The 13,578-nt window shown below is 41.4% G+C and carries 15 protein-coding genes and 1 riboswitch; of the genes, 9 read left to right on the top strand and 6 right to left on the bottom strand.

Features of this window, described 5'->3' with window-relative positions; genetic code table 11:
* Nucleotides 1-10 precede the first annotated feature (10 nt).
* The gene (gene aroD / locus ABRT01_RS05905) at nucleotides 11-763 is read left to right on the top strand and encodes a type I 3-dehydroquinate dehydratase (protein ID WP_269409840.1); all 753 of its coding nucleotides are present in this window, start codon (nucleotides 11-13) and stop codon (nucleotides 761-763) included.
* 45 nt (nucleotides 764-808) lie between these two features.
* Here aroD and ABRT01_RS05900 read toward each other — a convergent pair whose 3' ends face one another.
* Nucleotides 809-1,339 carry a shikimate kinase gene (locus ABRT01_RS05900; RefSeq protein WP_367746550.1) on the bottom strand — a complete coding sequence of 177 codons (531 nt, stop codon included), beginning with the start codon at nucleotides 1,337-1,339 and terminating at the stop codon, nucleotides 809-811.
* A 776-nt stretch (nucleotides 1,340-2,115) separates the two neighbouring features.
* On the opposite strand from ABRT01_RS05900, the gene ABRT01_RS05895 reads away from it, so the two are divergent.
* Nucleotides 2,116-2,268, top strand: coding sequence for a hypothetical protein (locus ABRT01_RS05895; RefSeq protein WP_367746549.1), 153 nt, complete (start codon nucleotides 2,116-2,118; stop codon nucleotides 2,266-2,268).
* A gap of 255 nt (nucleotides 2,269-2,523) precedes the next feature.
* Nucleotides 2,524-3,690, top strand: coding sequence for a TraB/GumN family protein (locus tag ABRT01_RS05890; protein WP_367746548.1), 1,167 nt, complete (start codon nucleotides 2,524-2,526; stop codon nucleotides 3,688-3,690).
* A 207-nt stretch (nucleotides 3,691-3,897) separates the two neighbouring features.
* On the opposite strand, the gene ABRT01_RS05885 is transcribed toward ABRT01_RS05890, so the two are convergent.
* Nucleotides 3,898-4,074 carry a YjzC family protein gene (locus tag ABRT01_RS05885; protein ID WP_269409827.1) on the bottom strand — a complete coding sequence of 59 codons (177 nt, stop codon included), beginning with the start codon at nucleotides 4,072-4,074 and terminating at the stop codon, nucleotides 3,898-3,900.
* A gap of 330 nt (nucleotides 4,075-4,404) precedes the next feature.
* On the opposite strand from ABRT01_RS05885, the gene ABRT01_RS05880 reads away from it, so the two are divergent.
* The 3 genes from ABRT01_RS05880 to ABRT01_RS05870 all read left to right on the top strand — a co-directional run bounded on the left by ABRT01_RS05880 (nucleotide 4,405) and on the right by ABRT01_RS05870 (nucleotide 6,423).
* Complete coding sequence (locus ABRT01_RS05880; protein ID WP_367746547.1) at nucleotides 4,405-4,623, top strand: YdbC family protein; 219 nt, start codon at nucleotides 4,405-4,407, stop codon at nucleotides 4,621-4,623.
* Between the two features lie 26 nt (nucleotides 4,624-4,649).
* Complete coding sequence (locus tag ABRT01_RS05875; RefSeq protein ID WP_367746546.1) at nucleotides 4,650-5,195, top strand: hypothetical protein; 546 nt, start codon at nucleotides 4,650-4,652, stop codon at nucleotides 5,193-5,195.
* Between the two features lie 268 nt (nucleotides 5,196-5,463).
* The gene (locus ABRT01_RS05870) at nucleotides 5,464-6,423 is read left to right on the top strand and encodes an MBL fold metallo-hydrolase (protein ID WP_367746545.1); all 960 of its coding nucleotides are present in this window, start codon (nucleotides 5,464-5,466) and stop codon (nucleotides 6,421-6,423) included.
* Nucleotides 6,424-6,427: 4 nt separating this feature from the next.
* On the opposite strand, the gene ABRT01_RS05865 is transcribed toward ABRT01_RS05870, so the two are convergent.
* The gene (locus ABRT01_RS05865) at nucleotides 6,428-6,814 is read right to left on the bottom strand and encodes a calcium-binding protein (protein ID WP_269409823.1); all 387 of its coding nucleotides are present in this window, start codon (nucleotides 6,812-6,814) and stop codon (nucleotides 6,428-6,430) included.
* A gap of 118 nt (nucleotides 6,815-6,932) precedes the next feature.
* On the opposite strand from ABRT01_RS05865, the gene ABRT01_RS05860 reads away from it, so the two are divergent.
* The 3 genes from ABRT01_RS05860 (at nucleotide 6,933) to ABRT01_RS05850 (ending at nucleotide 10,569) form a co-directional block, all read left to right on the top strand.
* Nucleotides 6,933-7,868 (top strand): fumarylacetoacetate hydrolase family protein, encoded by a 936-nt coding sequence (locus ABRT01_RS05860; RefSeq protein ID WP_367746543.1) that lies wholly within the window; start codon nucleotides 6,933-6,935, stop codon nucleotides 7,866-7,868.
* Between the two features lie 350 nt (nucleotides 7,869-8,218).
* On the top strand, nucleotides 8,219-9,325 hold the full coding sequence (gene proB, locus ABRT01_RS05855) for a glutamate 5-kinase (RefSeq protein WP_269409821.1): 1,107 nt from the start codon (nucleotides 8,219-8,221) through the stop codon (nucleotides 9,323-9,325).
* Nucleotides 9,322-10,569: a glutamate-5-semialdehyde dehydrogenase gene (locus ABRT01_RS05850; protein WP_269409820.1), complete on the top strand. Its 1,248-nt coding sequence runs from the start codon at nucleotides 9,322-9,324 to the stop codon at nucleotides 10,567-10,569. Before proB ends, ABRT01_RS05850 begins: the two co-directional genes overlap by 4 nt.
* Before the next feature lie 98 nt (nucleotides 10,570-10,667).
* Here the strand turns inward: ABRT01_RS05850 and ABRT01_RS05845 are convergent, their stop codons facing one another.
* The 3 genes from ABRT01_RS05845 to ABRT01_RS05835 all read right to left on the bottom strand — a co-directional run bounded on the left by ABRT01_RS05845 (nucleotide 10,668) and on the right by ABRT01_RS05835 (nucleotide 13,415).
* Nucleotides 10,668-11,720, bottom strand: a complete 1,053-nt coding sequence (locus ABRT01_RS05845; RefSeq protein WP_367746542.1) for a homocysteine S-methyltransferase family protein — start codon at nucleotides 11,718-11,720, stop codon at nucleotides 10,668-10,670.
* A 101-nt stretch (nucleotides 11,721-11,821) separates the two neighbouring features.
* A riboswitch (SAM riboswitch) is annotated at nucleotides 11,822-11,919 on the bottom strand.
* A gap of 242 nt (nucleotides 11,920-12,161) precedes the next feature.
* Nucleotides 12,162-13,076 (bottom strand): cysteine synthase A, encoded by a 915-nt coding sequence (gene cysK, locus ABRT01_RS05840; RefSeq protein ID WP_367746541.1) that lies wholly within the window; start codon nucleotides 13,074-13,076, stop codon nucleotides 12,162-12,164.
* Nucleotides 13,077-13,205: 129 nt separating this feature from the next.
* Nucleotides 13,206-13,415: a hypothetical protein gene (locus ABRT01_RS05835; protein WP_367746540.1), complete on the bottom strand. Its 210-nt coding sequence runs from the start codon at nucleotides 13,413-13,415 to the stop codon at nucleotides 13,206-13,208.
* Between the last annotated feature and the right edge of the window lie 163 nt (nucleotides 13,416-13,578).

Below are 13,578 nucleotides of genomic sequence, written 5' to 3'. Positions count from 1 at the left end.
AGAGAAGAAAATGAATTTATTCGGGGATAAAAAGATACCCTACATATGCACACCATTAATTGGACGGAATAAGAATGAAATCAATGATGAACTGAAAGCGATTATCCCTCAAAGTCCTGATCTTATCGAGTGGCGGGCAGACTTTTTTGAAGGAATCTATGATACGGACAAGGTTTTGATGATTGTTGACATGATTTCTACTGCTAGCAATATTCCGGTTCTTTTTACGATTAGATCGGAAAAGGAAGGAGGAGAAAAAATATCTTTATCAGAGGAAGAAAAGGTTGCGTTATTAGGTAAAGTTTGTGAAAGTACACCGGTTGATGTGATAGATTTTGAGGTATCTAATGACCCTTTACATATTAAACAATTAAGAAAATTATCAAGAGATAACAATAAACAGTTGATTCTATCCTATCATAACTTTAAAAATACCCCCACAAATGAGGAAATGATGAAGCATGTGCGTCTTGAAGAGTCCTTTGGAGCGGATGTTGCCAAACTAGCGGTTATGCCAAAAACTAAAAATGATGTATTACGGCTATTAGATTGGACAAAACAAGCGGATGAATCATTAAATATACCGGTAGTTAGTATGTCGATGGGAAAGATCGGAAGTTTAAGTCGAATCATGGGCTGGGCTTATGGATCAATCATTACTTTTGGTGTAGGGAAGCGGAGCTCGGCGCCCGGACAGGTGCCGGTCAATAAATTAAGAGAACTGATTAATTCAATGCAGGAAGTTGTAGGAGATTGGGAGTGATGATTGTATTCATGAATTGTCGCTCCCAATGTATTCTACAGAATATTAAAGCCTTAACATGTTTATAATATGTTCTGCTACTTCCTCTTCATTGTTGCTATCCGTCAATAATGTTGAATGACTTTTTGAATACACATTCCTACGTTTGTAAAACAAAGCTTCAATTTCTTCAATTTTTTTGTTTTGTAAAATAGGACGGGTATCTACTAACATCTCCATCCGTTTTTTCCATAGCTCCCAGGAAATGTCAAGGTGGACAACGATGCAGTTCTCCAGACAGGCACCTCTTATTTTTTCCTGCATAAATGCTCCGCCACCTAATGAGATAATTTTACATCTTTGTTTTGCGTGACGAATGACAGTTTCTATTTCCTTCTGCCGAAATGCTTTTTCACCAATCGTTTTAAAAATTTCCGTAGCAGCCATTCGGTACTCCTTTTCTATTTCATCATCGATATCAACGAAAGGACGTTTAAGTTTGTTAGCAAGAAGTTGGCCAACAGTAGTTTTCCCAACGCCCATGAAACCAGTTAGTACAATGCTCTTTTCATTTTTTGGTATGTTATCGTTAGTCATAATTGGCATCCTTTGTAATTTTGGTAGTATAGTTGATTATAATGCAACCGTATAAATATGATCAAGTATGATTTTAAGGAGCGTTAAAAAATATTTAAATTTGGTGACATTACCAATTATATGTGCAATACTGAGTATTAGATGTATTATCATGGTAATAATTTTCGGGATCAGATGGTAATACGCTTATTTTAGCCGTTTTTGCGAGAAATCGCTGTCGCATTCTTTATGGGTGCGTGGATTGAAATATCCCCATTGTATCCGAACCTTTTTTATCACCAGTCGCATCCTTAAGGGTGCGAGCTGGATTTCCACTCTTTTAAAGCGTATTGTATCCTATACAGGTGAGTGAATTAAACCAAACATTGATTAGTTTCGAAAGGTGCCTAATATATTTCTATTTATGCTTTTTAGATGTGATTTAAAAGAAAAAAGTTATCGATAAGGACCCTTTAACCGATTCATAAATCCTCCAATTAGCGGAAGTATATAAATAACTGCCCGGTATTGGAGGAGATGGCAATCAAACGTATTATCAGGATGTTAATCAAATATGGCCCGGTTATTTATCCGGTGATTCGCAAAGTCATGGAAAAGCGAAGGCGGAAAAAGAAGTATGAAAGCTAAACTGGTTATTTCAAATCAGTTTAGTTTTTATTTTACCGTTTTGAACAGCTCGTCCATTGTTACACGAAACTAATTCGTTGTTTGTTCGTATATATATATAACAAGTTGAATTAACTGAAAAAAATTGAATAAGCAAAGGTGGGGAAAACATGAAAAATGGAAGTGATGGATTAGCCTTCGTGGGATGCGTTGTCCTTGGATCGGGGATCGGTATGCTTGCCGTTAACCCGGGTGCTGGCGGAACGATTGGTGTTGGAGCAGGCTTTTTGGCAATGGCGTTGATGAGAAGGAAACAGGGTTAAAAACATACGTAAAAGTCAAAAAAGCAACATTTTCATGATTTGCAGTCCTTATCATCAGGATTGGATTGTTCACTTGCATGATAGACAGATTCATGTAAGCAGCACAAAAAAGAAGGAATTGTCTTTTGTCGAATTGCCAATTAGTTAGTTCCATTGTTAAACCAAAATTATTCATTCTAATTTCCTTCCATCTGGTTTATGATTATAATAGTAATTACAATTATGTTTCATGCTGAACGTAGAAGGAAGGTAACCATGTCGGAGGAAAATATAACAAGACTTACTGTAGACGATAAGGAATTCATATTGATCGGTACAGCCCATGTTTCCAAACACAGTGCAGAACAGGTTAAAGATGTGATTGAGGCAGAGGCGCCCGATTCCGTTTGCATCGAATTGGATGAGCAACGCTACCAATCCATTATGGAAGGAAATAAGTGGAAGGATACCGATATTTTTCAAGTGATTAAGGACAAAAAAGCAACATTGCTCTTAATGAATCTAGCTATCTCCTCATTTCAGCGGCGGATGGCCAAACAATTCGGTATCAATCCGGGGCAAGAAATGATTCAAGGCATCCGTTCAGCTGAAGAGACTGATGCAGAGCTGGTACTAGCAGATCGGAATATTCAAATTACCTTTTCCCGGATCTGGGGAAGCATTGGTTTTAAAGGGAAAGCGACCCTACTGACACAAATTATCGGCAGTATTTTTAGCAAAGAAAGTATTAGCGAAGAAGAATTGGAAAAGATGAAGAACCGGGATACCATCGATACGATTCTAAACGACTTTACCGAGGGTTTTCCCAGGTTAAAAACACCATTAATTGACGAGCGTGACCAGTATTTGGCCCAGAAAATAAAAAACGCACCGGGCAAAAAAATCGTTGCCGTCCTTGGTGCAGCTCATGTTCCTGGAATCACAAAGGAAATATATAAAGAACATGATCTCAAAAAATTATCGGAACGTCCACCCAAATCAAAAGCGCCTAAAATTATTGGCTGGTCGATACCAATACTGATTATTGCATTGATTGTTTATACTTTTTTGGCGAATCCGGCTGCCGGGTGGCAACAAACCATTAGCTGGATCTTGTGGAATGGTTCATTCTCAGCACTCGGGGCGATCATTGCCCTGGGACATCCGCTCGCCATTATTACCGCGTTTATTGCAGCGCCCATTACCTCGCTAAATCCTTTTATCGCTGCGGGGTGGTTTGCTGGCATTGTTCAGGCCTATTTCCGCCGGCCGCACGTTAGTGATTTCGAAAATCTGTCTGAAGATGTGTTCAGCTTTAAAGGTTTTTGGCATAACAAAGTTACGCGTATTCTGTTAATTGTCGTCCTGGCGAATCTGGGAAGCTCGCTGGGAACGTTTATTGGTGGTGCGGATGTGATAAGGTTGTTTTTTAAGAACTTGTAGGCATAAAGTATTGAAGCCTGTTACTTTCGGTAAAGAATTAAACAGCCAACTTGAAAAAACAGGAATCTCACTCATTGAGGTTCCTGTTTTTGTTAGTATACGTAACCTATTATTTCTGAGGAGCACTGAAATCTTAGGCTCGATGTTTGTGAAGCGGGCAACCATATGAATAGTGCCTCACCGCCATTCATATGGTTGAAATCCCATTTATCCTTTCTCATATGTCCAAACCCGGTCGTGATTTGAGTTCTGTGGAAATTTCTCGCCTGCTTTTAATTTAACAACTTTTGGATCATTGACATTGTTGCCTGTTTCACCAATTTCCCGATAGATACCGTTATTTGGTGCCTTTTGTCCAAAGCGAAAATGACTGTATTCACCCATATCGACCACTCCTTATCCAACGTTTTTCTTAGTATGGCTGTTTAGGTAGCCAGCCATTCGAAAAAAGGATAAATGTTAGTAGTCGTTTGGGATAAAAAAGTTTGTTCGGAGCAGAAGATATGATTTAGGGACAATATCAAAAAAGTCTATTTTTTTATTTTTGGCTTTAAAATTGAAAAATAGGAGGGATCCGCTAAAAGATTTGATCAAAATATGATATGCGTGTCGAATTTTGGATTTATTTTAACCCTCAAAAATAAATTTTGCTGATTTGTGTTATATGTGTGATCCTTTATAATGAAAATATCCAAACATGATGGAGGTTTTAAGATGGCAGATATTAAATACGAAATCATTGAAACGATTGCAGTACTTTCCGAATCCCCAAAAGGTTGGACGAAGGAATTGAACTTCATTAGCTGGAATGGTCGTGATCCGAAATATGATATCCGGGATTGGGCGCCTGATAAGGAAAAAATGGGAAAAGGTGTGACGCTAACCAAAGAAGAGTTGGAAAATTTAAAGGAAGCTTTGGCGGATAAGAAGTAAAAGTAACTGAAAAAGGAATGTTGCGTATGGATCCTCATATACAATCCCATTTTGATGCGTTGCAGTCGCAGGATAAAAATGTCCAGTACGAGGCGTATCTCCATATATTGGTGGCAACGAACGCGAAAGTGGGCTGGTCCTATGAAGTATGGGATCAGTTAAAAGACGATTTAACCGACCCAGATCCGTATAAAAGGTCAAGATCAGCACAGTTCTTAGCTCATTTGGCGATAAGTGATCCCGACAAGCGAATGTTAACAGACTTTCCGACATTGTGGGAAGTGACGAAGGATAAAAAAATTGTTACTGCCCGACATAGTCTTCAATCCATTTGGAAAGTCGGTCTTGCGGGCAAAACACAAAAGGAAATGGTTGTGCATCACTTTACGACAAGATTTGAAAAATGTACACAAGAAAAAAACTATACTTTGATTCGCTATGATATCATCCAGTCTCTGAAAAATTTGTATGATCAAGTACAGGATCCGTTCATTAAACATATCGCTTTGGATTTAATTGAAACTGAAGAATCGGACAAGTATCGGAAAAAATATCAATCTATTTGGAAGTAGAATGGTGTGAGGGAAGGAGATTTAAAAGTTGCGGGGACCGCTAAACAAAGGTCAAATCTGCTCGACAAACGATGGAAACCGCTTGAAGAGAGCGGACAACTTTTAAACAATTTATGTAGGAAAAATATAAACAGAAGGCGGTTACCAAACATGTTGGTGGCCGCCTTTTTAAAAAATACGAAGGGAGCATTGTCTTTGCATTCCGTTTCATTAACGGGTAAACTTATTATAATTTAGAAATTTTGGGTAAATAGAAGGGGAAAGTGACATGTTGGAGCAAGTTGCGGAAGGGATAAAAAAATTAGTCGTTCGTTTCCCGGGAGGTATGGGGGAAGTCAACTGTTATTTGCTGGAGGGGGATAATGGCTATACGGTTATTGATACAGGCGTATATGCACAGGAAGCGTTAAATATTTGGAAACAGGTGTTGGCAACAGGAATCAAGATCAACAAAGTCGTATTAACGCATACCCATCAGGATCATATTGGGCTGGCGAAGTGGTTTCAACAACAGGTTGGTGTGCCTGTATTTGTATCTGATCTTGGGTATCAGGAAATGCAGTATTTTTGTACAATTGATGCAAACGAACGGTTGATTCATTTAGTCCAAAAACATGGAGGACCCAAGCCTGCCAGACAAGCAGATAATTCATTTATTTACGATTTTGAACCGGATGGGATCTATAGAAACCGTCAGCACCTTCAATTAGGTAATAAAAAATATGAAGCGATTTGGACGCCAGGGCACGCACCAGATCATTTCTGTTTTTATCAGCCGGACAGTCAAATCATGCTTGTTGGTGATCATGTCCTACAACATGTTTCCCCGGTTATTGGTTTGTGGGCAGGCAGGGAAGAAAATCCGCTTCATGACTACTACCAATCATTAAAGCTGATGGCCGGCTACCCAACCAATATTGCTCTGCCCGGACATGGTGAAACCATTGACCGGTTCCAGGGCCGGGTAAATGAGATTAGGGATCGGCATGATCATCGACTGGAACAAGTATTGAAAATTATGGAAAACAAACAGTATCGAACGGCACAGCAAGTATGTGATGAAGTATATGGAACGATCTCTCCGGGTCTCGAAATGAGTTCCTTTATGGCGATTCTAACCCGGCTAATCTATTTGGAATCAATTGGCAAAGTAGAACAGGTACAGCAGGGTGAAGAAATGGTTTTTCACATTAGGGCTAGTAAAGAGGATACTTGGCAAGCAGGCTAACCTTTTACTTGTATTTCTGCACCCATGTTTGATAAAGCTGAATTGGAGAATAATTCGTATCTTTCTTATCCGCGATGATCGCAGTCAATGGCAGGATCAGTTTTTCTCCTTCTTTTTCACATTCTATCCTGATCCCGTACGAAACATCTACCTGTATTTCCGGTTCCAGCTTGATACAGGTAATTGCAGAAGTTTGAGTTGATACGCCGTTTGTTTGATAAGTTGCCGCAAAAGGAAAGGCCAGTTCGTCACGTAAATAATCATAGAATGTAAGAAGCTGTTCTTCGTTGACCTGTAATGCATTGGCTTGGTTTTTTCCATAATAATTTTCCATGATATCGGTAGTTGGCACTCCTAAAATCCGGGCCACTTGCCGTTCCCAGTTTTCCATTATTTTTACCTCCATTGTTTTTAATACCAGTATAAAGGCTGATCCTTAATCATGTCCATTTTGATGCGGGTAACGCGTGCCAAACTGAATATCGTAAATAATTAACGAGGTGGTTGAAATGAAATTAGTAAGCTATAAGTTTAACAACAAACCAGGTGCGTATCGAATCGGTTGTATGATTGATGGCAGAGTAGCAGACTTACAGGAAGGATTGCGGGCGTTATTACAATCCAATCATGATTATGGCAGACTGAGGGTATTGGAAAACCTGCTTCCCACCGATCCGAATGACTTTTTTTCCATGGGTGAATTTACATTGAATCAAGCGCGAAAGGCCTATGAGTATATATCCGTACATACAGATGAGATGAAGTTATATGATCGACAAGAAGTGAACTTAGGTACACCGATTTCCCAACCGTCCAAAATTATTTGCGTTGGCAAAAATTATGCGGATCATGCAGCGGAAATGAAAAGTGATATCCCGGAGATTCCGGTCTTGTTTGCGAAATTTCCAAATGCATTAATTGGCCCTGAAGACGCAATTGAAAAGGCCAAGGTTACCAATAAACTGGATTATGAGGTGGAATTAGCGGTTGTGATTGGAAAGGAAGCATCACAGATTACGAAAGCAGAAGCCCTGGATTATGTGGCGGGGTACACAATTGGCAATGATACGTCAGCACGGGATCTGCAAAAACGAACCCCACAATGGCTGCAGGGTAAGACACATGATCGAAGCACACCAATCGGACCATGGGTGGTAACCGCAGACGACATTCGTGATCCGCATAACCTGTCTATTCGCTCGTTTGTGAATGGCGAAAAACGTCAAGATTCTAATACAAACAAACTAATTTTTGATATTCCGTTTTTGCTTGAGTTTATCAGCGATTTTATTACATTGGAACCGGGGGATATCATTATGACGGGTACACCGAATGGCGTCGGGGTTGCGATGGATCCGCCACAATTTCTTAAAGCAGGGGACGTGGTAACCTTGGAAATTGATCAGATCGGGAAGATGGAAAACGAGGTCGTTGATCAGGATTAGTGGGAATATGAAGAACATTGCGCCCTGCTCTTGACATGGAGAAGGTTCCTGTTCATAATAGAAATAATAATAAAGAACGTCAACGAAGGATTAGTATATGACCCCTGGGGTGTTAGAGAGCGAGATTGATAAGCTGGGAGATTTCGTCACCGTCAAGTCATAGAACCTGCCTTCCGAGTCCCATCTAATCCATGGGCGCCCCCTTCAGCGTTATTGAAGAAAAGCGGGATGTGCAAACATTCAAAATGGGTGGTACCGCGGAAGTATAAACTCTTTCGTCCTTTTATTTTTTAAGGACGGGAGGGTTTTTTGTATTCCAAAAAAGGATGTTCAAGGGTAGGTGTAATCGAATGAGCAAAAAACGTATTGTGGTAAAAATTGGCAGTAGTTCGTTAACCAATAATAAAGGGCAAATTGATCATGAAAAATTGGCTGATCATGTGGCCGCCATTGCTGCACTTAGAAAAGCTGGTCACGAGGTAATACTTGTCTCATCCGGAGCAATCGCGGCAGGTTTTTCCGGATTGGGTTATCTCACAAGACCAGTGACGATCAAAGGGAAACAAGCGGCAGCAGCAGTTGGGCAAAGTCTGTTAATCCAATCCTATATGGAAAGATTTGCTCACTATCACCTGACACCGGCACAAATTTTACTAACCCGCAGTGATTTCTCCAGCCGGGAGCGTTACAGGAATGCCTTCGCAACGATGGAAGAACTGTTGGAGCGAGGGATGGTACCAATTATTAATGAGAATGACTCGGTATCGGCAGAAGAATTGACCTTTGGTGATAATGATATGTTATCCGCACTTGTCAGTGGCTTTGTACATGCTGATCAGTTAATGATTTTGACCGATATTAACGGGCTTTATGATGCCAATCCAAACACCAATTTCCAAGCGAAACGCGTTGATATGCTGGATACGATTACTGAGGGTATGTTAGCCAATGCCGGTGAAGCAGGATCCAACGTGGGGACGGGTGGAATGAGATCCAAACTGCTAGCAGCGAAAACAGCAACTTCACTCGGTGTCCCCGTGTTTATTGGCCGGGGAGCAGGCAAAAACAAACTGCTGGAAGTGTTAGATGGAAATGGGGATGGCACCTATGTTACCAGTCATTCCGTAAGATCGATCAACACAAGAAAACAATGGATTGCCTTGCACTCGGAAGCAGTGGGAAACATTTACGTTGACCAGGGAGCCGAAGAAGCGATTCTCTTTCACGGAAAAAGTTTATTACCTGCTGGAGTCTTCAAGTTGAGCGGATCGTTTCAAAAAGGAAATGTGGTAGAGGTCTATGGTTCCAGAGGTTTGCTCGGAAAAGGCGAGGTAAACTGTTCATCCGAAGAACTGCAACAAGTCATTGAAGGAAAGACATCCATTGTGCCATTTGTCGAGGTGATTCATCGTGATGGCTGGGTCAAGACACCAAAAATAGGGGAGGGGATTTTGTGAATGAGGTTAGACAAAAAGGGCAATCTGCCAAAAAAGCAAGTTTTGCATTGACAGGTACAACGACTGAAGAACGGAATCAAGCGTTGGAATTAATTGCCGATCAGCTTTTGGGTGAAAAGTCGGTCATCCTGGTGGAAAATGAACGAGATATTGAACAAGGGAAAGAAAAAGGGTTGTCTGATGCCATTCTTGATCGAATCATGCTGAATGAAGCCAGAGTAAACGATATGGCACAGGCCATCCGGCAATTAGTGTTACAAAAAGATCCGCTTGGAGAAACGCTGGAGATCATTGAAAAAGAAAACGGTCTGCAACTGCAAAAGAAATCCGTTCCGATCGGTGTCGTCGGGATGATTTATGAAGCAAGACCAAATGTAACAGTCGATGCCGCAACCCTGGCGTTAAAAACCGGAAATGCTGTTATTCTAAGAGGAAGTTCTTCCGCTAAATTTTCCAATCAGGCACTTGTTGCAGTCATTCGCCATGCACTTGCCAACAGTGCTTTGCCGGTTGATGCGGTACAGTTAATCGAGGACACAAGCAGGGAAACAGCCAAAGAATTGTTCCATTTAAATGATTACCTGGATGTGCTAATCCCTCGCGGCGGTAAGAATTTAATTGATACCGTTGTACGTGAATCCACTGTACCAGTCATCGAAACTGGTGCTGGTAACTGTCATATTTATATTGACGAAGCAGCTGACCCTAAGATGGCTGAAGCGATTGTCTTAAATGCCAAGCTACAACGCCCATCCGTTTGTAACGCGATTGAATCACTAATCATTCATGAAAAGTGGCTGAAGCAAAACGGTGTAAGCCTGTTAGAAAAGCTGGCTGAAAATGGTGTGGAGATCCATGGGGATGAAGCGGTATGTGCAGCCTTTTCCCAAGCAAAACCCGCAACTGAAGAAGACTGGTATACGGAATATCTTGGTCTTTGTATCAGTGTGAACCAGGTTGACTCATGTACAGCAGCGATTGAGCATATTAATCATTATGGCACGAAACATTCGGAGGCGATCATTACGGAAGATAACGAGCATGCCAAGCAATTTTTACAGCTGGTTGATGCAGCTGCTGTTTATCATAATGCCTCGACCAGATTTACCGATGGTGCTGAATTTGGCTATGGAGCGGAGATCGGTATCAGCACACAAAAACTGCATGCGCGTGGACCAATGGGATTGCGTGCATTGACATCAAGTAAATTTTATATTTATGGGAATGGACAGGTGCGAAAATAAAATAACTACCCATTACCACGCATATTAAATGATGAAATAGGGTCAGCCTGTCCTCACCAATCGGGGAGGGGCTGACCTTTCACGTTTTTCAGTTTCCGTTAAGCCTTTAACCGATAGTCCAAATTATGCTTCTTCAATGTCTCATCATTCCCAAATAAAAAGTGTTTTTCCATATTAGGGGAGTACTTGGAATTAACGGTTTCCACGCCAGCTGCCTCCGCTACTGCCCGCAACATGGCAGGTGAAGCTCCGCAGCATAAACCAATATAATTGATGCCGATGCTTTTTGCCTCTTTGGCCCATTCCGCCAGTTCATATCGATTATGATAGAGCGGATCAAGTGCTGTTGGGAAAGTTGTTTCCAATGGTAAGTGGCAACTACACCCACCATCTGGCAAGTTAAAGAAGGTCGGATGTTCGTCATTTGTCCGGTATGGGATTGGCAGTCCTCCAACATATCCATCAACGTTATGACGGATGTTGGCAAGGTATGGCTGCATCGTATTTGGTCCACGGAAACAATTCATCCCAACGACGAGTGCACCTTTTTCGGAAAGAAGTTTGCAGGCCTCTTCCACCGTGTAGCCATCCCGCAAGATGTTTTCGCCCATTAATCCAAAGGTGATAACAGCTGGTAAGCCCTGTTTAGTGATTTCTTCCAATGCAATCAGTGCTTCCTCATAATAATAAAATGTTTCGCCATTAATGAAATCGACCCCTTCTTGTTTGCACCAAGTTACCATTTCCGCAAACATGCTGCGGACTAGTTCCTGTGACTCGGGATTTTTCGGGTCAAAGATATTCGTGTTGGAAATATTTCCGGCGACAAGCGCCTCTTCAACCGGATGTTCCTTGGCGACCTCTTTTGCCAGGCGGATAGCACTCCGGTTTAATGGCTCCAACAATTCTTCTTTACCTATAATGCGCATTTTCTCACGGTGGGCATTATAGGTAAAAGCCAGTACCACATCTGATCCCGCATTCATAAAATCGCGGTAAGCTTGTTTTAATGCCTCTGGATTATCCAGTGCGACTTCTGGAACGAACGAGCCCGCCTGCAGATATCCCCTGCGCTCCAGTTCAAATAAATATCCTTCCCCGGCAATAACCGTACCTTCTTTTAACCGTTGTTCCAAACTACGCTTCGTCATTTTGTTTTCCTCCCTGTATACTTGGATTTTAAATTATATGGTAGCAAAAAGCCTCTTCTTACTGTCGATAAGAAGAGGCTTGGCACCGTGTGTTTAAGCATTTCTTATCTTCAAGCATTACGCTTCTGGAATTAGCACAGTACATACGCCTGTTGCTGAGGTTTCCCAGGGCCAGTCCCTCCACCTCTCTGGATAAGAATAAATTCAAATATTTATTCAATTATTAATACATACTATACGGGCAACTTAATCAAATGTCAAGCGAAAATGGGACACGAGGACAGGTTCGACGCCCACCATAAATTGGAAAACCGCCTATTCGTCGATAAAATCGCAAAAACCGCTGATAAATGTAGTTGAATTGTTGATAAACGATAAAAAAATCGCCGATAAACATTTGCTCTCCCTTTGGCTTGGACAGAAGAACGCCCCTATTCCTAATTAAATCAAGTCCATGCTCAGGTAACGTTCACCGCTGTCAGGCGCCATGGATAGTACTTTTTTTCCATTGCCTAATCGTTTGGCAACTTCAATGGCTGCATACACCGCAGCAGATCCGGACAGACCGATAAAAATCCCTTCCTGTTGCGGTAATTGACGGTACATGTTAACGGCATCTTCGTCCTCGATTTGCATAATTTCGTCATAGATGTCGGTGTTTAAGATATTCGGCACAAATCCGGGGCTTGTGCCAACCAGTTTATGTTTGCCTGGTTTGCCACCCGACAGGACAGGGGATCCCTTAGGTTCTGCAACAGTGATTGTCAGCCCGGGAATTTTTTCTTTCAAAACTTCCCCAGTACCGGTAATTGTTCCACCGGTTCCTGCTGTACAAACGAATGCATCGAGTTTGCTATTCATTTGTTCGTAAATTTCCAGCGCTGTAGTTGTCCTGTGAATATCGGCGTTTGCTTCATTTTCAAATTGCTGTGGAATAAAGCTTCCCGGAATTTCCTTTTGTAGTTCCAGAGCCTTTTTAATGCAACCGGGCATCTTTTCTTCGCTATGGGTGAGGACTACCTCGGCTCCGTACGCTTTCAAGATATTTTTTCGCTCTGCGGTACTGTTATCCGGCATAACCATAATGGCCTTATATCCTTTTGCCGCGGCATTCATGGCCAGGCCGATTCCCGTGTTGCCACTGGTTGGTTCAATAATGGTTGCTCCAGGCTTCAGGGCACCTTGATCCTCCGCAACTTTAATCATATTATACGCTGCCCGGTCCTTAACGCTTTTACTTGGGTTAAACTGTTCCAATTTTACGTAGACATCTGCTGCATCCTCAGGAACAATTTTATTTAATTTCACAACGGGTGTATCCCCAATTAATTGTGTCATATCCTGTGCGATTTTCATTCATAAGTCACTCCCTTATCCATGAATTTTTGTTGGCATGTAACTGCTGAAGGGGTTCATCCACCAGTAGTACCGAGTCATCAAAGCTAGAATTAGTATGGTTGAAATTCAAGTTAGTTACACAATGTGCTAATAAGAAGAACTTTTCGGGATCACTGAAAAAATACGCTTTACATCGATCGACCCAAATGCAAAGTTGATCGATAGCGCATGAAAGTTGATCGACCTGGGCGCTAAGTTGATCGATAGCGCATGAAAGTTGATCGACCCAGATGCAAAGTTGATCGAGAGCATATAAAACTCGATCGAGCCAGGTGCAAACTCGATCAATAACAGCATTTCAATCAGATCCGAATCATTTCCTTGTCCCTTTAATTCCTAGTGGTTTACTCTATAATATCAATTTTTCAAGCAAATTCACAGTATTTTTATCTGTTTTTTTGAAAAATAGGCGAGTCACCTATTGGAAAAATATAAAAACCATGCTACAATCATTTTAATT

This window comes from Lentibacillus sp. L22, from assembly GCF_040812445.1.
Classification (GTDB): Bacteria; Bacillota; Bacilli; order Bacillales; family Amphibacillaceae; genus Lentibacillus_C; species Lentibacillus_C daqui.
The sequence above is the reverse complement of the archived record's forward strand: the minus strand, read 5'-3'. Positions and strand labels throughout refer to the sequence as shown.